The organism is Nonomuraea deserti (assembly GCF_004348685.1).
GTDB classification, from domain to species: domain Bacteria; phylum Actinomycetota; class Actinomycetes; order Streptosporangiales; family Streptosporangiaceae; genus Nonomuraea; species Nonomuraea deserti.
In genome coordinates this window covers 14,593-33,583 of the sequence record NZ_SMKO01000048.1, presented here as the reverse complement: position 1 = coordinate 33,583, position 18,991 = coordinate 14,593, and the positions used below count along the sequence as shown (strand labels likewise).

Here is an 18,991-nt window from a genome sequence, read left to right as displayed (position 1 = left end):
CCGCCGTGCGCCCCGGCGGCGGCCGGCGGCGCCGAACTGACGCTACACCTCCCGACCCGTCCGGAAATTTCCGGACGGGTCATCTTCTTGTCACCAGTGCTTCCCCAGCCCTTGGCAACAGACCTTCCCGACATTTATGGTTCAGTGCAATGCCACACATTACTGGGATGGTTCATGACGTCTAAGCAGGTCAAGCCCACGGCGGGAGCCGTGCGTACGACCGCGGGAGCGGTACGGCCCGTCTCCGGGGTGCGCATTACCGGCGGTCTGCTCCACGACTGGCGGCGCCGGAACAGCACGGCCACGATCCCGCACACCATCGAGCAGCTCAGGGCGGCCGGCAACGTCGCCAACCTGAGCCGCCTCCTGGAGCCGGACCCCGCCCCCTACCGCGGTCGCTACCCCTTCCTCGACACCGATCTGTACAAGACCCTCGAAGGGCTCGCGTACGACCTGGGCGACGGCCGCGCCGCGGAGCCGGTGCGGGAGTTCTACGAGGAGGTCGTCGGCCTCCTGGAGCGTGTCCAGGCCCCCGACGGCTACCTCAACTCCTTCTTCCAGGACCCGGCGGCGGCCAGGAAGCCGTGGGAGGACCTGGCCTGGGGCCACGAGCTGTACAACCTGGGCCACCTGATCCAGGCCGCCGTCGCCGCGCACCGCCGGATGGGCGACGACCGGCTGCTGCGGGTGGCGGTGCGCTTCGCCGACCTGGTGGTCTCCCGGTTCGGGGAGGCGGGCGTCTGCGGGCATCCCGAGGTCGAGATGGCACTGGTCGAGCTGTTCAGGGAGACGGGCGAGCGCGGCTATCTCACCCAGGCGGCGCGGTTCGTCGACCGCCGCGGCACGGGCGCGCTCGAGCACCGCATCTTCCCCGGCGACTACTTCCAGGACCACGTGCCCTTCCGCGAGCTGCCGTCGGTGACCGGGCACGCGGTGCGCATGGGCTACCTGGCGGCCGGCGCGGCCGACGTCCTTCTGGAGACGGGCGACCCGTCGCTGGCCGGGGCGCTGGAGCGGCTGTGGGACGACATGGTGGCGGCCAAGCTGTACATCACGGGCGGGCTGGGCAGCCGGCACTCCGACGAGGCGATCGGCGACCGCTACGAGCTGCCGTCGGAACGGGCCTACAGCGAGACCTGCGCGGCCATCGCCGTCATGCAGTGGGCCTGGCGCATGTTCCTGGCCACGGGCGGCGCGAAGTACGTGGACGTGTTCGAGCGCGTGCTCCACAACGCCTACGCCGTCGGCCTGTCGGCGGACGGCACGGCCTTCTTCTACGACAACCCGCTCCAGCGCCGCCCCGACCACGAGCAGCGCAGCGGCGCGGAGCCCGGCGGCGAGCCGCTGCGGCGGGCCTGGTTCGGCTGCCCCTGCTGCCCGCCCAACATCGTGCGGTGGACGGCCCAGCTCGCCGGCTACGTGGCGGCCGAGCGGGACGGCGCCGTGCTGGTCGCCGCCTACACCGCGGCCAGGGTGGAGACCTCGGAGCTGGACCTGGCCATGGAGACCGGTTACCCGTGGGACGGCGACGTGCGCCTCACGGTCGGGCGGGCGCCGCGCGAGGCGTACGAGCTGGTGCTGCGTCACCCCGGCTGGGCCAGGGACGTGACGGTCACCGTCAACGGCGAGCCGCAGGACGCGACGGCGCGAGACGGATGGATCACCCTGCGGCGCGCGTGGGCGGCGGGCGACGAGGTACGGCTGCGCCTGCCCATGCCGGTCAGGGCGCACGGCTCCCACCCCTACCTCGACGCCACCAGGGGCGCGGTCGCCCTGGCCCGCGGCCCGCTCGTCTACTGCGTCGAGCAGCAGGACAGCCCGGTGCCCGTCGATGACCTGGCGGTCGGGGTCGCCGACATTGTTAACGCGAACATCGAGCGGCGGGACGGCGCCGTCGTGCTGCGCGTGGCGGCCGGCGCCGCTCCCCCGCCCTCCGCCGAGCTCTACCCCGAGCTGCCGCTGGAGGAGACGTCCCCGCGAGTGAAGGTCACCGCGACCTTCATCCCCTACTTCCTGTGGGGCAACCGCGGCCCCCAAGCCATGCGGATCTGGGTCAGGACCCCCGCGACCAACGGAAAGAAGGCGACATGAGGAGATCGGCGGCGCTCGCGAGCGTGACCATGACCGTCGTGCTGGCGCTGACCGCGTGCGGAGGGGGTGGCGGCGCGGCTCCCGGCCCCGGCACGGCGGCGGCCGGGCCGGCCGCGGAACCCGCGACGGGCGGCACGGTGCACGTCCTGGCCAAGGCGGACTTCTCCCACCTTGACCCGGTGCGCGGCTTCGACGGCGGCGTCAACAACTTCTACCGGCTCATCTACCGGGGGCTGACGATGTTCGGCGCGGGTCCGGGCGCCGAGGGCACGAAGATCGTGCCCGACCTGGCCACGGACACGGGCACGCCGTCCGACGGCGCCAAGACCTGGACGTTCACGCTCAAGGACAACCTGTTCTTCGAGGACGGCACGCCGATCACGAGCGAGGCCGTGAAGTTCGGCTTCTCACGCACGTTCGACCCGGAGGCCGGGATCGGCTCACCGTACGGGAAACTGCTGCTGGACGCGCCGAAGGACTACCAGGGCCCGTACCTCGACGGCGACCTGGACACCATCGAGACGCCCGACGACAAGACGGTCGTCTTCCACCTGAAGAAGCCCTTCGCCGACTTCCCGAGCGCGCTGGCGCTCGCCAACTTCACGCCCTTCCCCAAGGGCACGGGGGCGGGCGCGGCGTTCGACACCAAGCCGATCGCGAGCGGGCCGTACAAGGTGGCGAGCTACCAGCGCGGCTCCTCGCTGAGGCTGGTGCGCAACCCGCAGTGGAAGCCCGAGACCGACAGCGTGCGGGCGGCCAAGCCGGACGCCTTCGAGTGGACGTTCGGCCTGGACCCGGCCACGATCGACGAGCGCATGCTGGCCGGGCAGGGCACCGACGCCGACGCCATCGGCGAGTCGATCCAGGCGGCGACCGTGGCCCGGGTGCAGCAGCCGCAGATCAAGCAGCGCACCCTGTCCGGGCTCAACGGCTGCACCACGTACATGAGCCTGAACACCACCAAGAAGCCCCTGGACGACGTGCGGGTGCGGCAGGCGATCAATCACGCGATCAACAAGGACACCGTGGTCGCGGGGATGGGCGGCAGCGCCCTGGCCGCCAAGGGCACCTCGATCCAGCCGCCCACGGTCGCGGGCCGCGTGGACTACGACCCGTACCCGTACAACGTCGAGCAGGCCAGGAAGCTGCTGGCCGAGGCGGGCCTGGAGAACGGGTTCTCCCTGACGCTCGACACCCGCCCGGACCCGAAGATGGCGGCGGTGGCGGTGGCGATCCAGGACGCGCTCAAGCAGGTGAAGATCGACGTCAAGATCAACAACATCGACACCTCGACGTTCTACGAGGTCATCGGCACGCCGGCGCAGCAGCACGACGCAGCCGTCACCGGCTGGTGCCCCGACTGGGCCTCCGGCGCGACGTTCCTGCCGCCGCTGTTCGACGGCCGCAACATCACCACCAAGGGCAACGCGAACCTGGCCCAGATCGACGACAAGGCGATCAACGAGCGGATCGACGGGATCGCCGCGATGACCGACGTCGACGAGGCCAACGCCGCCTACGGCGAGCTGGACAAGGAGATCATGAAGCAGGCGCCGATCGTGCCGCTGGCCTACGAGAAGCTCATCCTCGTCGTCGGCCCGAACATCGCGGGCGCCTACCAGTCCAGCTCGTTCTCCGGCGGCATCGACCTCATCTCCGTCGGCCTGGCCAAGCCGGCCGAGTAGATGACGGTCGCAGCTCACTCACAGCAGGTGGCGGGCGCGCCCGCCACCTCGGGCCGGCGGGTCGCGGGCGCGCTGCTGCACGACAGGGCGGCCGTACTCAGCAGCGCGTTCCTGGCGCTGATCGTGCTGATGGCGATCTGCGCGCCGCTGATCAGCGCGATCACCGGGCACGGCCCGAACGACTTCGACACCGCCGCGGTCAACACCGACCTGGGCGGGGTGCCGCACGGGTCGCTGGGCGGGATCGGCGCCGAGCACCCGCTGGGCGTCGAACCGCAGAACGGCCGCGACATCCTCGCCCGCATCGCGTACGGCGCCCGGGTGTCGCTGCTGATCGCGCTCGCCGCCACCGCGCTCACGACGCTGCTCGGCGTGGTGCTGGGCATGCTGGCCGGGTTCTACCAGGGCTGGGCGGACCAGGTGATCTGCCGGGTCATGGACTTCCTGATGGCCTTCCCCGCGCTCATCTTCATGATCGCGATCCTGTCGTCGCTGCCGCAGGGCAACCGGTCGGTGCTGCTGGTCGTGGTGATCAGCGTGTTCGGCTGGCCGTACCTGGCGCGGGTGGTGCGCGGGCAGACGATGACGCTGGCGAACCGGGAGTTCGTGGAGGCCGCGCGGGCCTCGGGCGCCTCCACGGGGGCGCTGGTGTTCAAGGAGATCCTGCCCAACCTGCGCAGCTCGCTGATCGTCATGACCACGCTGGCGGTTCCCGGCTACGTCGGCACCGAGGCGGGCCTGTCGTTCCTGGGCGTCGGCGTCGCGCCGCCCACGCCGTCGTGGGGACAGATGATCGCCAGTTCGGTCGGCTGGTACGCCGTCGACCCGATGTACTTCGCGATCCCCGGCACGTTCCTGTTTCTCACCGTGCTGTCGCTGACCGTGCTCGGCGACCGGCTGCGGGCCGCGTTCGACTCCGGGGAGGCCGCGTGATGGCGCGTTACCTGGCCGGGCGGGCCGCCGGGGTGGTGCTGATCCTCTTCCTGGTGTGCCTGTTCACCTTCGTCATCTTCTTCACGCTCTCGCCCGACCCGGCGGTGATGATCTGCGGGAAGACGTGCACGCCGGAGCGCATCGACCAGATCCGCGACGTGCTGGGGCTGGACGAGCCGTTCCTGGCGCAGTTCTTCGGCTTCCTCGCCGGGATCTTCGCCGGGCGCGACTACGGCGCGGGTGCGAACCTCGTGCACTGCGCCGCGCCCTGCCTGGGCTACAGCTTCCAGACCAACCAGTCCGTGTGGGACATGGTCGTCGAGCGGCTGCCGGTCAGCGCGACCGTGGCGGTCGGCGCGGCGGTGCTCTGGTTGTTCCTCGGGATCGTCGCGGGCCTGCTCAGCGCGGTCAAGGAGGGCACCTGGTGGGACCGCGCCGCGATGGGTCTGGCGCTGGGCGGCTCCAGCGTCCCCAACTACGTGCTGGCGCTGGCCCTGCAGTACGTGCTGGTGGTGCAGCTCCAGGTGCTGCCGTTCCCGCAGGCCGTGGCGTTCTCCGACGGCCCGGCGCTCTGGTTCCAGTCGTACCTGATGCCGTGGCTCGTGCTGGCGACCGGCTACGCCTGCCTGTACGCGCGGCTCACCCGCGCCAACGTGATCGACACCCTGGCCGAGAACTTCATGCGCACGGCCAGGTCGAAAGGGCTCAGCCCGGCGCTGACCATGCGCAGGCACGCGCTGCGGCCGGCGCTGACGCCGATCGCCACGATCTTCGGCATGGACTTCGCGGCGCTGCTGGGCGGCGCGCTGATCACCGAGACGGTGTTCGGGCTGAACGGGGTCGGCAAGATGGCCGCCGACTCGATCGCCAAGAACGACCAGCCGGTGATCATGGCGGTGACGCTGCTGGCGGCGTTCTTCGTGGTGATCGGCAACGTGGTGGTGGACCTCGTCTACACGAGGCTGGACCCGAGAGTGAGGATCACGGCGAGATGAGCGAATTGCTGGTCGTAGAGGACCTCACCGTCACCTTCCCCACCACGCGCGGCCCCGTCGACGTGGTGAAGGACGTCTCCTTCACCGTCGGCAGGGACGAGACGGTCGGCATCGTCGGCGAGTCGGGCTCCGGCAAGTCGATGACCAGCCTGGCGATCATGGGCCTGCTGCCCAGGGGCGCCACGACCCGCGGCAGCATCCGGCTGGACGGCACCGAGGTGCTCGGCGCCTCCGCCAGGGAGCTGCGGCGGCTGCGCGGCGACCGGATGTCGATGATCTTCCAGGATCCGCTGTCGTCGCTCAACCCGTATTACACGGTCGGCCTGCAGATCGAGGAGCTCTACCGCGCGCACCGCGGCGGCTCGCGCGCGGCGGCGCGCGAGGTCGTCACCGGCGCGCTGCGCCAGGTGGGGCTGCCGGACCCCGAGCGGCGGGCGCGCCACTACCCGCACCAGTTCTCCGGCGGGCAGCGGCAGCGCATCATGATCGCGATGGCGCTGGTGTGCTCGCCGTCGCTGCTGATCGCCGACGAGCCGACCACGGCCCTGGACGTGACCGTGCAGGCGCAGATCCTGCGCCTGCTGGCCGACCTGCGCGGGCAGAGCGGCATGGGCATGGTGTTCATCACGCACGACCTGGCCGTGATCAGCTCGATCGCCACCCGCGTGCTGGTGATGCGGCGCGGCGAGCAGGTCGAGTACGGCACCGCCGAGCAGGTCTTCGCCGAGCCCCGCCACGACTACACCCGGATGTTGCTGGACAGCATCCCCCGCATCGACGACCCCCTCGACGAGGTGAGCGCATGACGCTGCTGCGCGCGAAGGACCTGACCAAACGCTTCGTCGCCCGCGGCCCGCTCGGCGCGAAGGCCGGGTTCACGGCCGTCGACCGGGTCAGCTTCGACGTACGGCTGGGCGAGACGCTGGCCGTGGTGGGCGAGTCGGGCAGCGGCAAGTCGACGACCGCCAGGATGATCGCCAAGCTGCTGGAGCCGAGCGAGGGCACGCTGGAGTTCGAGGGCGAGGACGTCACCCACGCCAAGGGGGCGGCGCTGGCCCGCTTCCGCGGCAACGTCCAGGTCGTCTTCCAGGACCCGTTCTCCTCGCTCAACCCGCGGCACACGGTGGAGCGCATCCTCATGGCGCCGCTGGTCTACCAGGGCATCGCGCCCAACGGCGGCCGGCGGGCGCACGCCAAGGAGCTGATGGAGCGCGTCGGGCTCAACCCCGACCACTCGCTGCGCTACCCGGCGCAGTTCTCCGGCGGGCAGGCGCAGCGCATCGGCATCGCCCGCGCGCTGGCCGTCAACCCCCGGCTGGTGATCTGCGACGAGGCCGTGTCGGCGCTGGACGTGTCCGTGCAGGCGCAGGTGATCGAGCTGCTGCGGCGGCTCCAGCGCGAGAGCGGCTTCAGCTACGTGTTCATCGCCCACGACCTGGCCGTGGTGCGGCAGATCGCGCAGCGCGTCGCCGTGATGAGCAAGGGCCGGATCGTCGAGCTCGGGACGACCGGCCAGGTGTTCGACGACCCCCAGGACGAGTACACGCGCACGCTGCTGGCGGCCATCCCGCGCATCGACCCGGAGTGGGAACGCCGGAGGAGGGAGAAAATTTGATCACCGCGACTTACACGATCCCCGGGATGCGGATGCGCGACCACGTCGTGGAGGTTCCGCTCGACTGGTCGCACCCGGAGGCGACGATCAGCGTGTTCGCCCGGGAGGTGGTGGACCCGGCGCGCGACGGCGAGGACCTGCCGTGCCTGCTCTACCTGCAGGGCGGCCCCGGGGGCAAGGGGCCGCGACCCACCGGCACGTCGGGCTGGCTCGGGCGGGCGCTGGAGACGTACCGCGTGATCCTGCTCGACCAGCGCGGCACGGGCCGCAGCTCGCGCGTCGACGGGCGCGTGATGAGCGCGCTCAGCCCGCGGGAGGGAGCCGGCCACCTGGCCCATTTCCGCGCGGACTCGATCGTGGCCGACGCCGAGCACCTGCGCACGACCGTGTTCGGCGGGCGGCGCTGGTCGACGCTGGGGCAGAGCTACGGCGGCTTCCTCACCCTGACGTACCTCTCCCGCGCGCCCGGCGGGCTGAGCGCCTGCTACGTGGCGGGCGGGCTGCCCTCGCTCGACCCCGACGCCTCGGAGGTCTACCGGCGCACCTATCCCCGGGTGGCGGCCAAGAACGACGCGTTCTACCGCCGCTACCCGCACCACGTGGAGACCGCCGGCCGGCTGGCCGACCGACTGGCCGCCGGCGACGTGCCGCTGCCGGACGGCGACACCCTCACCGTGCGGCGGCTGCAGTCGCTCGGCGTCGACTTCGGCATGAAGCCGGGCTACGAGCGTATGCACTGGCTGCTCGACGAGGCCCTGCCCGAGAACGTCCTGCCCGACGGGCGCGGCGACCTGCCGGAGACGTTCCTGCACCAGGTGCTGGCCCGCTCCTCCTACGCCGACAACCCGCTGTTCGCGGCGCTGCAGGAGAGCATCTACGGCTCGGGGCCCGGCGCGACGGCGTGGGCGGCCGAGCGGGAACGCGCCCGCCATCCCGCCTTCGCCGAGGACGCCAGGCCGCTGCTGTTCACCGGCGAGATGATCTACCCCTGGATGTTCAGGGAGATCCGCGCGCTGCGCCCCTTCGGCCCGGCCGTCGAGCTGCTCGCCGAGCGCGCCACGTGGCCACCGCTGTACGACCTGGACCGGCTGGCCGCCAACGAGGTGCCGGTGGCCGCCGCCGTCTATTTCGACGACATGTACGTCGACGCCGGCCTGCAACTGGACACCGCCGCCCTGGTCGGCAACACCCAGGCGTGGGTCACCAACGAGTACGAGCACGACGGCATCGGCGACGACCGGGTCTTCGCCCGGCTGACCGGGCTCGTCCGCGACCTAGGAGGAGGAATCACGCCGTGACCGACGGCCGGTTGCCCAAGCTGACGGAGATCCCCGCGTTCGCCGCGTACATCGCCGAGGGCTGGGACTCCCCCGCCCGCACGCCCGCGCTGGAGCCCGGCGCGGCCGAGGCCGCCGCGGCCCACCGGGCCAGGCTCGCCGCCGCGCTGCCCGGCACGACCGCCGTCGTGGCGGCCGGCCGGGCGCCGGTGCGCAGCAACGACACCGCCTACGACTTCCGCGTGGACAGCGACTTCTACTGGCTCACCGGCTGCGCGGTGGAGAACGCCGTGGCCGTCGTCGCGGGCGGGGAGGCCACCCTGTACCTGCCCGCGCCCGCCCGCCCCGGCGACCGGGGCTTCTACGCCGACGCCGCCTACGGCGAGCTGTGGGTCGGCCCCTCGCCGTCCCTGGCCGAGTGGGCCAGGGCGCTCGGGGTCGAGGTGCGGCCGCTGCCGGAGTTCGCCGGGCCGCCGGGCGGCGCGCTGCTCGCGGGACCGGGCTGGACGGAGCCGCCGAAGGGGCCGTCCGAGAAGCTCGGGCGGGTGCTGGCCGAGCTGCGCATGATCAAGGACGAGTGGGAGACCGCCCGGCTGCGCGAGGCCGTCGACCGTACTGTGGAGGGCTTCGCCGCGGTGCTCGCCGAGATCCCCGCCGCGGTGGCGGGCGGCGGCGAGCGCTGGCTGCAGGGCACCTTCGACCGCTACGCCAGGACGCACGGCAACGGCCCCGGCTACGCCACCATCGTCGGCGGCGGCGCGCACGCCCCCACGCTGCACTGGGTGCGCTGCGACGGCCCCGTCACGCCCGGCGAGCTGCTGCTGCTCGACATGGGCGTGGAGGTGCGCAGCCACTACACCGCCGACGTCACCCGCACCTTCCCCGTCTCCGGCGCCTTCTCCCCCGCCCAGCGGCAGGTGCACGACCTGGTCGAGCGGGCGCACCGGGCGGGGCTGGCGCAGGTGGCGCCGGGCCGCCGCTTCACCGACTTCCACCACGCGGCCATGGAGGTCATCGCGCGCGGGCTGCACGACTGGGGGCTGCTGCCGGTCTCGGTGGACGAGGCCCTGTCGGAGCGCGGCCAGCACCACCGCCGCTACCTGGTCTGCGGCATCGGCCACCACCTGGGCCTGGACGTGCACGACTGCGCGCGATCCCGCCCCGAGGCGTACCACGGCGCGGAGATGGCGCCGGGGATGGTGCTCACCGTCGAGCCGGGACTGTACTTCCACGCCCACGACCGCACGCTCCCCCCGGAGCTGCGCGGGATCGGCGTGCGGATCGAGGACGACCTGCTGGTCACGGCGGGCGGCGCGGAGAACCTCTCCGCCGCCCTGCCCATCGACGCGAGCGGGCTGGAGAACTGGAACAAGGAGAGATCATGAACGCCCCCGTCTGGCACGGCGTGCACGTCGCGACCGCGCTGCCCTTCAACGAGGACCTGTCCGTCGACTACGACGGTTACGCCGAGCACGTGCGGTTCCTGGCCGAGGGCGGCTGCGACGGCGTCTGCCCCAACGGCTCGCTCGGCGAGTACCAGACGCTCACGGACGACGAGCGCGCCCGCGTGGTGCGCACCGCCATCGAGGCCGCCCCCGACGGCTTCCACGTCATGCCCGGCGTGGCCGCCTACGGCGCGGCCGAGGCGCGGCGCTGGGCCGAGCAGGCGGCCGAGGCGGGCGCCGCGTCCGTGCTGCTGCTGCCGCCGAACGCCTACCGCGCCGACCGGCAGGCCGTGGTCGGCCACTACCGGGAGGTCGCCAGGGCGGGGCTGCCGGTCGTGGCCTACAACAACCCGCTGGACACGAAGGTGGACCTCACCCCCGACCTGCTGGCCGAGCTGCACCAGGAAGGGCTGATCGTCGCCGTCAAGGAGTTCACCGGCGACGTGCGGAGGGCGTACGAGCTGTCCGAGCGGGCACCCGGGCTCGACCTGCTCATCGGGTCGGACGACGTGCTGCTGGAGCTGGGCATCGCCGGGGCGGTCGGCTGGATCGCCGGCTACCCCAACATGATCCCGCGCTCCACGGTCGAGCTCTATCGCCTGGCCACCTCCGGCGACCTGGACAAGGCGCTGCCCGTCTACCGCGACCTGCACCCGCTGCTGCGCTGGGACTCCAAGACGGAGTTCGTGCAGTCCATCAAGCTGTCGATGGACCTGGCGGGGCGCAAGGGCGGCGTCTGCCGCCCGCCACGCACCGCGCTCCCCTCCGAGCTGGCGGCCCGGATCACCCGTGACACGCGGGAGGTGCTGGCGAAGGGCTACCGGTAGCCCTTCCTCTAGGCCCGCTCCACCTCGATGACCAGCGCCGACGCCGGGCGCAGCGTCGGCGCCGGCAGCCCGATCTCGCCGAGCACCGAGCCCGGCAGCCGCACCGGGGCGGCGGTCCACCCGGGCAGCCCGGCCCCCTCGGGGAGCGGCCCGGCCACCCGCACGTCGTAGGAGGCCGCGGGGTCGAGGCCGGGCAGCCGCAGCGGGTCGGGCCCGATGGCGAGCCGGGTGGTGAGCTGCACGAACGCGAACACGCTGCCCTCGGGCGTCACCACGCCGTGCAGCAGCGCCGACGGGTCGGGGTGGTCGGCCCGCACCACCCGGCCGGCGTGCAGCACCGGGCGCAGCCGCTTGTGCAGGGCGATCCACGTGGCCAGCTCCTGGAGCTCGGCCTCGCTCGCCGAGGTCAGGTCCCACTCCACGCCCATGTGCCCGAACAGCGCTGTGGCGGCCCGGAAGGCCAACGGCAGCCGCCGGCCGGAGCCGTGGTCCTTCGGCGCGCCGACGTGGCAGCCCAGCCGCTCGGGCGGCACCAGCAGCCCGGTCCAGCGCTGGATGGCCTGCCGGTCGAGCGCGTCGTTGCTGTCGGAGGTCCACACCCGGTCGGTGCGGGCCAGGATGCCGTAGTCGACGCGCGCGCCGCCGGACGAGCACGACTCGATCTCCAGCCCGGGATGGCGGCGGCGCAGCTCGTCGATCAGCCGGTAGGCGGCCTCGGTCTGGGCGTGCACGCCCGGCGCGCCGTCGTGCACGGGCTCGGCGATGTCGCGGTTGTGGTCCCACTTGATGTAGTCGAGCGCGTACTCGCCGACCAGGGTGTCCAGCCGCTCCAGCAGGTACGCGTACGCCTGCGGCCTGGCCACGTCGAGGACCTGCTGGTTACGCTGCGGCGGCGGCAGGCGCTCGGCGTGGCCGAGGATCCAGTCGGGGTGCTCGCGGGCCAGGTCGGAGTCGGGGTTGACCATCTCGGGTTCGAACCAGAGCCCGAACTGCATGCCGAGCTTGCGGACCCGGTCGGCCAGGGGGTGCAGGCCGTCCGGCCACACGTCCTCGTCGACGTACCAGTCGCCGAGCCCCGCCCGGTCGTCGCGGCGGTGGCGGAACCAGCCGTCGTCGAGCACGAACCGCTCGATCCCGGCCGCCGCGGCCCGCTCGGCCAGCTCCAGCAGCCGGTCGAGGCCGTGGTCGAAGTAGGTGGCCTCCCAGTTGTTCAGGGTGACGGGCCGCACCGGCAGCGGGCCCTCCGCGCGCAGGTGGTCGTGCAGCCGCCCGCTCGCCTCGTCGAGCCCTCCGCCCGACCAGGTGAAGAACACTCGCGGTGTGCGGTAGCTCTCCCCCTGCGCCAGCACGACTTCCCCGGGCTCGAGTAACTCGCCCGCGGCCAGCAGCGCCGGCCCCTCGGGCAGGCGCTCGGCGTGGTGCAGGTGGTTGCCGCTCCAGCCCGCGTGCACCCCCCACACCTCGCCGGAGCGGAAGCCGAACCCTCCGGTCCCCGCCACCAGCAGCCCGGTGCCGTCGTGCCCGGTGCGGCCCCGCCGGCTCTCCCTCGACCACACGCCGAACCCGAACGCCCGGCGCTGCGGCGCCTTCTCCATCGCCCACCGGCCGGTGAAGTCGAGCAGCTCCCCCGCCCGCGGCGGCACCGGCAGCGAGCAGGTCAGCCCCTCCAGCCGGTAGGGGGAGGCGGCGGTGTTGGTCACCGTGTGCCGCATCGTCACCAGGCCGCGGGCGTCCATGGCCAGCTCGCTCTCCAGCGCGAGCCCGGCCCTCGCGTCGGAGGCCGCGACGGTCACCGTGCCGCCCGCGCCGGGGGTGGCCGTCACGTCGAGCCGGTCGAGGCTCCAGCGGACCGGCCAGTGCTCGCCGGCCCGGCCGCCCGACAGGCCCGGCCTGCCGTACCAGCCGTCTCCCTGGGCCGGCAGCAACGGCGGCGCGGGAGTCAGGGACGCCAGCACTGGCTCCAGCGCGGATCCGGCGACCGGCCCCAGGCGGGCGCCGAAGTGGAGCACGCGCGGCAGACCGGGGCCGGAGCCGTCGAGCACCAGGGCGACGCCCGCGGCGGAAAGGATGTGGGGGGACACGTCGGGCTCCTCAACTCGGGGCAGGCGCGGGCCGGCGCCTGGCGGGCTTCAGCGGTACGACGCTATCGGACCACGCCGCGCCGCACCGTGCCGAGACTCCTGGCACGCAGGGATCTTTCCCGGGATGAAATCTTCGTCGCAGGACTGGTCACGCCGCGTGAAGAATGGCCTCCACCTGCACGTTTCCTGTCATGGCGGACATTCGATGACTCGGCGTGCACGTCCCCCGGCTGGTCATAACGGACGCGATCGATTAGGTTAGGCTCACCTAATTAAGATCGGAGAGTGCACGGGGATGACCGAGCCGTATCGCATGTTCGACGTACGGGTGGACCGGCTTGAGCGGCTGAGCCCGTCCTTCCTGCGGGTCACCTTCAAGGGCGACGACCTGCAGGTGTTCGCCGACAACGGCTACGACCAGCGGCTCAAGCTCATCCTGCCGCTGCCGGGGCACGGCCTGGCGCACCTGCCGACCGGCACCGACTGGTACATGCGCTGGCGGCAACTCGACGACGACAAGCGCAACCCCATGCGCACGTACACCGCCAGGCTGGTGCGCCCCGAGGCCGGCGAGGTCGACGTGGACGTGGTCATGCACCCCGACGGCGGGCCGGTCGCGCGATGGGCGGAGCAGGTGCGTCCCGGCGACGTCGCGGCGCTCTTCGGCCCCGACGCGCGCTACGACGGCACGCACGGCGGCCTGGAGTTCCGCCCGCCGGCCGGCACCGGCTGCGTGCTGCTCGCCGGGGACGAGACCGCGGTTCCGGCGATCTGCGGCGTACTCGAGCGGCTGCCCGCCGAACTGGCGGGCGAGGTGCTGATGGAGGTGCCCGGCGAGGACGACTTCCTGCCCGTGGAGACGGCCGCCTCGGTCAAGGTGACCTGGCTGGCCAGGAACGGGGGCGAGCGCGGCGCCGGCCTCATTCCCGCCGTACGGGCCGCCGCCGGACGCCTGCTGCCCCCGCTGCCCGTCCCCGAGACCTTCGACGACGTCGACGTCGACGTCGACGCCGACGCCGAGGAGCTGTGGGAGGTGCCGCAGGAGGAGCCGCCTTCGTACGGGCCGCTGTACGCGTGGCTGGCCGGCGAGGCGTCCGTGATCAGGACCCTGCGACGGCACCTGGTCGCCGAACGCGGCATGGACCGGCGCGCGGTGGCCTTCATGGGCTACTGGCGCCAGGGCCGCGCCGAGAACTGACGGCACACCGCCCCGCCTCGTACGACGGCGAGCCGTACCGGCGGGATCAGTGCGAGCCGGGTGAGCCCGTACCGGCGAGCACGATGCGCAGGTCGTCCTGCGAGGGCGGCCGGGTCCAGGTCAGCCCGGGCCCGCCGGAGGCGATCAGGCGCGGCAGGACCTCGCGCAGCAGCGCCTCGGGGGTGGCGTCCGGCTGCTTGCCGCGAGCCTCCCGGTAGCGGTCGAGCACCCGGGCCAGATCCAGCATCATCGTGTTGACGCGCCCGCTCGGCGTACCGTCCGGCACGGGCGCTTCGTCCGTACGGTCCTTGACCACCGCCGCAGCCGACCCAGGCGCTTCGTCCCTACGGTCCTTGACCGCCGCAGTGGTCGGCCCGCCCATCTCGTCCGGACGGTCCTTGACCGCCGCCGTGGTCGGCCCGGCCATCTCATCCGGACGGTCCTTGACCGCCGCCGTGGTCGGCCCGGCCATCTCATCCGGACGGTCCTTGACCGCCGCCGCTGCCGACCCGGCCATTTCGGGCACCGGCCTGCCGTTGACGTGCGCCGGTTCCTCGCTCTGCGCGGCGGACGGGTCGCCGAGCACGGCCACCTGGAGCGCCCCGATCGTCTCGTCGACCGACCGGCTCACGACGCCCTCGGCCTGTGCGCCGCACACGATGTCACGCACCGCCTCGGTGAAGCGCGCCCGGTCCATGCCGTCGACCTCACCGCTCAGCCAGCCGGGGCGCAGGTGCAGCACCCCCGGCCGCTCGGCCCCCGCCAGCCGGTCCATCAGCGCCGTCACCGTCTCCTGCGGGTCGTGCAGCGCGGCGTCCCCCCGGGCCGCGAACACGTCGGCGAGCAGGTGCAGCGAGATGAGCCGCGGCGGGTCGTACGTCGTGAGCACTCCCTGCTCGCCGACGACGGCCAGGCGGTTGCCCGCGTCGTTGTAGGCCCGCAGGCCCTCCATGAACGCCGCCTGGGCCTCCGGCGTGAGCCGGAGCTCCCAGGGCCACTTCCGCTCCACCTCGAACTGATCGGCGGCATCGCCACCGACGGGGTCCCTGCGGAGCCACCAGACCACCATGCCCACGACGATGGCGGCCGGCACTGCGACTGCGATCCACACTGTTCTTTGCTTTCCCTCGTACCTTACCGAGTAGCAGCGTAGTGTGATCATGCCTGACAAATCATACAATTTCCCTAAAATTCGGCTGGTCGTTCCCGGTGCGAGAACAGCGCCCGGGTGGCGGCGCTGTTCCACGGCGACAAGGCCACCGGGCGGCACCGTTCGCCACACGCATGCCCCTGGTCCACCGCCTGGGCGGCCTCGCCCAGGCGAACCCCCGCCACTGCCCAGGCGGACGCCGGCGCGACCACCGTCTGCCACCAGCCAGGCACCTTGAGCTGCCCTGTCACCGGCGGGACTCCCCCGGCCAGGGCGCCTTCGGCCTACCCGGGACCAAAGCACGCTGCAGAGCAGGGAATCTTGCATCTGGTAACCGGAATTGTTTTCCTAGGGATTTCTCTTTTCCCCCGAAACACCGCAAGTCCCCTGAACACGCGGCGCCGGACCTGTACACTCCACCAGAAACGCACACGAAACTGCGTGTAACGCGAATACAGCATCCGGCGTGTACGGCAAGGGCGGGGTTCGCGCCACCGACGGGACGAATCCGGCCCTGGAAAGAACGCGGATGGACCCACTGCACCTGACCACCAGCCGCGACGACGGCACGGTGACCGTGAGCGTCTCCGGCGAGCTCGACATCGCCACCGCCGAGGTGCTCCGCGGGCGGCTGGCCCGGCTGCTGCGGGAGGCCGGTCATGTCCGCAACGGCACGCTCAGCCTGGTCGTCGAGGTGAGCGGCCTGTCCTTCATCGACGCCGCCGGGCTCGGCGCCCTCGTCTCCGCCCAGAATCAGGCCATGAGCCAGGACACCCCGCTGCGCGTCACGGGCGCACCGCCCTCCATGAGGCGGCTGCTGCGCATCACCGGCCTGGACGCGCACCTCACCTGAACGCTTCGCCCTCGGTTACCGGGCCGGTATCCATGATCCACCCCGGCCGCTCGCCACGGCCCTCGCGCTGCGGGCCCATCACCGCCCTCCCCATCACCGCCCCACGACCGGGCTGCGGGCGGGTCGTGGACAAGGTTGGTGGACGTCGGGTGACAGGTCAGCAGCCGGCCCGCATGCCGTCGCAGATCACGTCCGCCATCCGCACCGCGCCGTGCCTGGACCGCGCCCTCCGCTCGGCGACCAGACATCCTCTCAGCAGGTCGGCCACGTCCTGGCCGGTCAGGCCCGGGCGTACCGCGCCGACCCGCTGGGCCCTCGCCAGCAGCCGGTCGATCGCGGCGGCGAAGTCGTCCTCCAGGATGGAGCCCGACCGTAAGGCCATCCCGGAGCCGCTCTCCAGCATGTCGCAGAGCGCCTGGTTGGCCGCGGCCTCATCGACGACCTTCGCGAACCAGCCGAAGAACGCCTTGCCCGGATCCTCGGCGGTGGCCAGCCCGCGGGCGTCGGCCACGAACCTCTCGATCCGCCCCAGCAGCACCGCCTCGAACAGCGCCTCCTTGGTGGGGAAGTGCCGGTAGACGGTGCCGACGCCGACCCCGGCCCGTCGGGCGATCTCGTCGAAGGAGATCGTCAGCCCGTCGCTGGCCAGGGCCTCCTGCGCGATCTGCAGCACCCGCTCCCGGTTGCGCCGGGCGTCGGCGCGCAGCGGCCGGGCCGAGCTGTGGTCGTCGCCCATCAGACCCGGCGTGCGGGCTGCCGAGAGCCCCGGCAGGGACGCCGACTCCCCGGCCGAACACCGACGCTCGCGGCGGGCAGCGCTCGGGTGTCGCCGGCCTCGGCCGGTGGAAGCGAAAAGCCGCTCCCACCAGGCAGTGGAGGAGTCACGAAAGGAACCTGCCTTCGACGCGGGGAGAGTCTCTCCGCGCGGTCGGACGCAAGCGGAGAGAGCCTCGCGATTGTATCGGGCGGCCGCTCCGGCGGCGAGCCGGGCCCGGAACCACGACACCCGCCCCGTAGGGCGGGTGTCGCAGGCCGGGGCAACCATCCGGCGGGTCAGGGAGGGGGTCAGCAGCGCGCCGGGGAGCGGGTGCCGCGGGCGCCGACGCGCTTGAGCCGGATGCGCTCCGGCCCTCGCACGGGCTCCAGCTCCACCCTGCGCGCGCCTTCGGGCACGTGCCGCGGGTCGTGCGTGATCATCAGCGTCGTACGCCCTGTCATGAGCCGCCGCAACGGCTTCATGACCTGCGCTGCCGTGGCGGCGTCCAGCCCGGTCATGGGCTCGTCGAGCACCAGCACCGGCGCGTCGCGCAGGATGGCCCTGGCGATCGCGATCCGCTGCCGCTGCCCGCCGGACAGGAGCCGTCCCCGCTGCCCCACCGGCGTGTCGTAGCCCTGGGGCAGCAGCTTGACGAAGTCGTGCACGCCCGCCGCCTCGGCGGCCTTGATGACCTCGTCGTGCGAGGCGCCGGGCCGCCCGTAGGCGATGTTGTCGCGGACCGACCCCGAGAACATCAGCGTCTCCTGGTGCAGGATCGTGACGTTCTCGCGCAGCGACCGGCGCGTCAGGCCCCGGATGTCGGCGCCGTCGAGCAGGATGCGTCCGGCGTCCGGGTCGTAGAAGCGCAGCAGCAGCTTGGCCAGCGTGGACTTGCCCGATCCGCTGGGTCCGGCGATGACGACGACGTCGCCCGGCTCGGCGGTGAACGACAGGTCCCGCAGGACCGGCCGCCCTCGTCCCGGGTAGGCGAAGCCCACCCGCTCGAACGCGATCCGCCCGCTGCTCCTGCCCGCGGGCACGGCGTCGGGAGCGTCGGTGACGGTGGCCCCGGTCCGCAGGATCTCGATGACCCGGTCGGACCCGGCCGCCGCCTCGGACACCGTCAGGGCCAGCTCTCCCAGCCCTTGCACGGCCGGGTACAGCATGGCCAGGTAGGCGGCGAAGGCGAGCAGGCCGCCGATCGTCAGCCGGCCGGCGGCGATCTCCCACGCGCCGAACCCGAGGATGACGATCAGGCAGACGGTCTCGATGACCTGCACGGCGGGGCCGTACAGGCCGGACAGCCAGGCCTGCGTCATGTTGGCGCGCAGCCAGTTGCGGCCCTCCCCGTGCAGGCGCCGCGACTCGGCGCCCTGCCGGTTGTACGCCTGCACGAGCGGCTGGTTGGCCAGCCCCTCCTCCAGGACGCTGTTCATGACGCCGTTGCTCTGGCGCTCCCGCGCCGCGGCGGTCCTGAACTTGGCGGCGAACACCTTGGAGACCACCAGGAACGCCGGGATCAGGGCCATCGTGATCAGCGCGAGGTCCCACCGGATGAAGAAGGCGGCTCCCGCGAAGAAGATCACGCTGGCGACCGTGGTGACGGCTTTGACCACACCCGATCCGACGAGTTCCTCGATGGCCTCGACGTCGTCGGTCAGGCGCGCCATCAGGTCGCCCAGTCGGCGCTTCTCCGAGAACTCCGGCGCGAGCGTCTGCAGGTGCGCGTAGACCCGGTCGCGCAACTTCAGCAGGAACCGTTCGGCGCCGAGCGCGGTGATGTACGTCCCGCCGAAGGACGCCGCCCCCGCGACCGCGGCGAGCGCGAGCCAGGTGAACGCCGGGGTCCAGAACGCCCCGAGCTCCTTGGTGGTGAGCACTTCGTCGGTGATGTGGCCGAACAGGCGGATCGCGGCGACCTCGCAGAGCGCGGCGACGATGGCGAAGACGACACCGGCCGCGAATAGGCGGCGCAATCCGCGAGTGTCCGGCCAGAACTCGCGGAATGTGCGGCGAATGGAAATCGCCGGAGCGAGCTCTCGGCCGGAGACAGAGAATGAGAGCCGGCGGCTGAGCCGCCGGCC

Annotated in this window: 15 protein-coding genes; 11 read left to right on the top strand and 4 right to left on the bottom strand. The window is 72.4% G+C overall.

Annotation, left to right across the window (positions count from 1 at the left end; genetic code table 11):
* The first annotated feature begins 174 nt into the window (after positions 1-174).
* Genes E1292_RS19590 through E1292_RS19550 form a run of 9 tightly spaced genes read left to right on the top strand, consistent with a single transcriptional unit; the run spans position 175 to position 10,868 of the window.
* A complete protein-coding gene (locus tag E1292_RS19590) occupies positions 175-2,091 on the top strand; it encodes a glycoside hydrolase family 127 protein (protein WP_132596669.1) in 1,917 nt (638 codons plus the stop codon).
* On the top strand, positions 2,088-3,776 hold the full coding sequence (locus tag E1292_RS19585; RefSeq protein ID WP_132596668.1) for an ABC transporter substrate-binding protein: 1,689 nt from the start codon (positions 2,088-2,090) through the stop codon (positions 3,774-3,776). Before E1292_RS19590 ends, E1292_RS19585 begins: the two co-directional genes overlap by 4 nt.
* Positions 3,777-4,709, top strand: coding sequence for an ABC transporter permease (locus E1292_RS19580; protein WP_132596667.1), 933 nt, complete (start codon positions 3,777-3,779; stop codon positions 4,707-4,709).
* A complete protein-coding gene (locus E1292_RS19575) occupies positions 4,709-5,704 on the top strand; it encodes an ABC transporter permease (protein ID WP_132596688.1) in 996 nt (331 codons plus the stop codon). Before E1292_RS19580 ends, E1292_RS19575 begins: the two co-directional genes overlap by 1 nt.
* Complete coding sequence (locus tag E1292_RS55435) at positions 5,701-6,510, top strand: ABC transporter ATP-binding protein (protein WP_132596666.1); 810 nt, start codon at positions 5,701-5,703, stop codon at positions 6,508-6,510. Before E1292_RS19575 ends, E1292_RS55435 begins: the two co-directional genes overlap by 4 nt.
* Positions 6,507-7,319, top strand: coding sequence for an ATP-binding cassette domain-containing protein (locus E1292_RS55430; RefSeq protein ID WP_132596665.1), 813 nt, complete (start codon positions 6,507-6,509; stop codon positions 7,317-7,319). The genes E1292_RS55435 and E1292_RS55430 overlap by 4 nt, the downstream gene beginning before the upstream one ends.
* Positions 7,316-8,617 (top strand): alpha/beta fold hydrolase, encoded by a 1,302-nt coding sequence (locus E1292_RS19560; protein WP_132596664.1) that lies wholly within the window; start codon positions 7,316-7,318, stop codon positions 8,615-8,617. The genes E1292_RS55430 and E1292_RS19560 overlap by 4 nt, the downstream gene beginning before the upstream one ends.
* Complete coding sequence (locus E1292_RS19555; protein ID WP_132596663.1) at positions 8,614-9,981, top strand: aminopeptidase P family protein; 1,368 nt, start codon at positions 8,614-8,616, stop codon at positions 9,979-9,981. Before E1292_RS19560 ends, E1292_RS19555 begins: the two co-directional genes overlap by 4 nt.
* Positions 9,978-10,868, top strand: a complete 891-nt coding sequence (locus E1292_RS19550; RefSeq protein WP_132596662.1) for a dihydrodipicolinate synthase family protein — start codon at positions 9,978-9,980, stop codon at positions 10,866-10,868. The genes E1292_RS19555 and E1292_RS19550 overlap by 4 nt, the downstream gene beginning before the upstream one ends.
* 8 nt (positions 10,869-10,876) lie before the next feature.
* Here E1292_RS19550 and E1292_RS19545 read toward each other — a convergent pair whose 3' ends face one another.
* A complete protein-coding gene (locus tag E1292_RS19545; RefSeq protein ID WP_132596661.1) occupies positions 10,877-12,949 on the bottom strand; it encodes an alpha-galactosidase in 2,073 nt (690 codons plus the stop codon).
* A 295-nt stretch (positions 12,950-13,244) separates the two neighbouring features.
* On the opposite strand from E1292_RS19545, the gene E1292_RS19540 reads away from it, so the two are divergent.
* Positions 13,245-14,147 carry a siderophore-interacting protein gene (locus E1292_RS19540; protein WP_132596660.1) on the top strand — a complete coding sequence of 301 codons (903 nt, stop codon included), beginning with the start codon at positions 13,245-13,247 and terminating at the stop codon, positions 14,145-14,147.
* A 46-nt stretch (positions 14,148-14,193) separates the two neighbouring features.
* On the opposite strand, the gene E1292_RS19535 is transcribed toward E1292_RS19540, so the two are convergent.
* On the bottom strand, positions 14,194-15,258 hold the full coding sequence (locus E1292_RS19535) for a hypothetical protein (protein WP_132596659.1): 1,065 nt from the start codon (positions 15,256-15,258) through the stop codon (positions 14,194-14,196).
* Positions 15,259-15,826: 568 nt separating this feature from the next.
* Here E1292_RS19535 and E1292_RS19530 point away from each other — a divergent pair.
* Positions 15,827-16,150: an STAS domain-containing protein gene (locus E1292_RS19530; protein WP_132596658.1), complete on the top strand. Its 324-nt coding sequence runs from the start codon at positions 15,827-15,829 to the stop codon at positions 16,148-16,150.
* Positions 16,151-16,307: 157 nt separating this feature from the next.
* On the opposite strand, the gene E1292_RS19525 is transcribed toward E1292_RS19530, so the two are convergent.
* Together E1292_RS19525 and E1292_RS19520 are read right to left on the bottom strand one after the other, a co-directional pair.
* Positions 16,308-16,886: a TetR/AcrR family transcriptional regulator gene (locus E1292_RS19525; protein ID WP_132596657.1), complete on the bottom strand. Its 579-nt coding sequence runs from the start codon at positions 16,884-16,886 to the stop codon at positions 16,308-16,310.
* A 329-nt stretch (positions 16,887-17,215) separates the two neighbouring features.
* The gene (locus tag E1292_RS19520) at positions 17,216-18,883 is read right to left on the bottom strand and encodes an ABC transporter ATP-binding protein (protein WP_246090206.1); all 1,668 of its coding nucleotides are present in this window, start codon (positions 18,881-18,883) and stop codon (positions 17,216-17,218) included.
* Positions 18,884-18,991 lie beyond the last annotated feature (108 nt).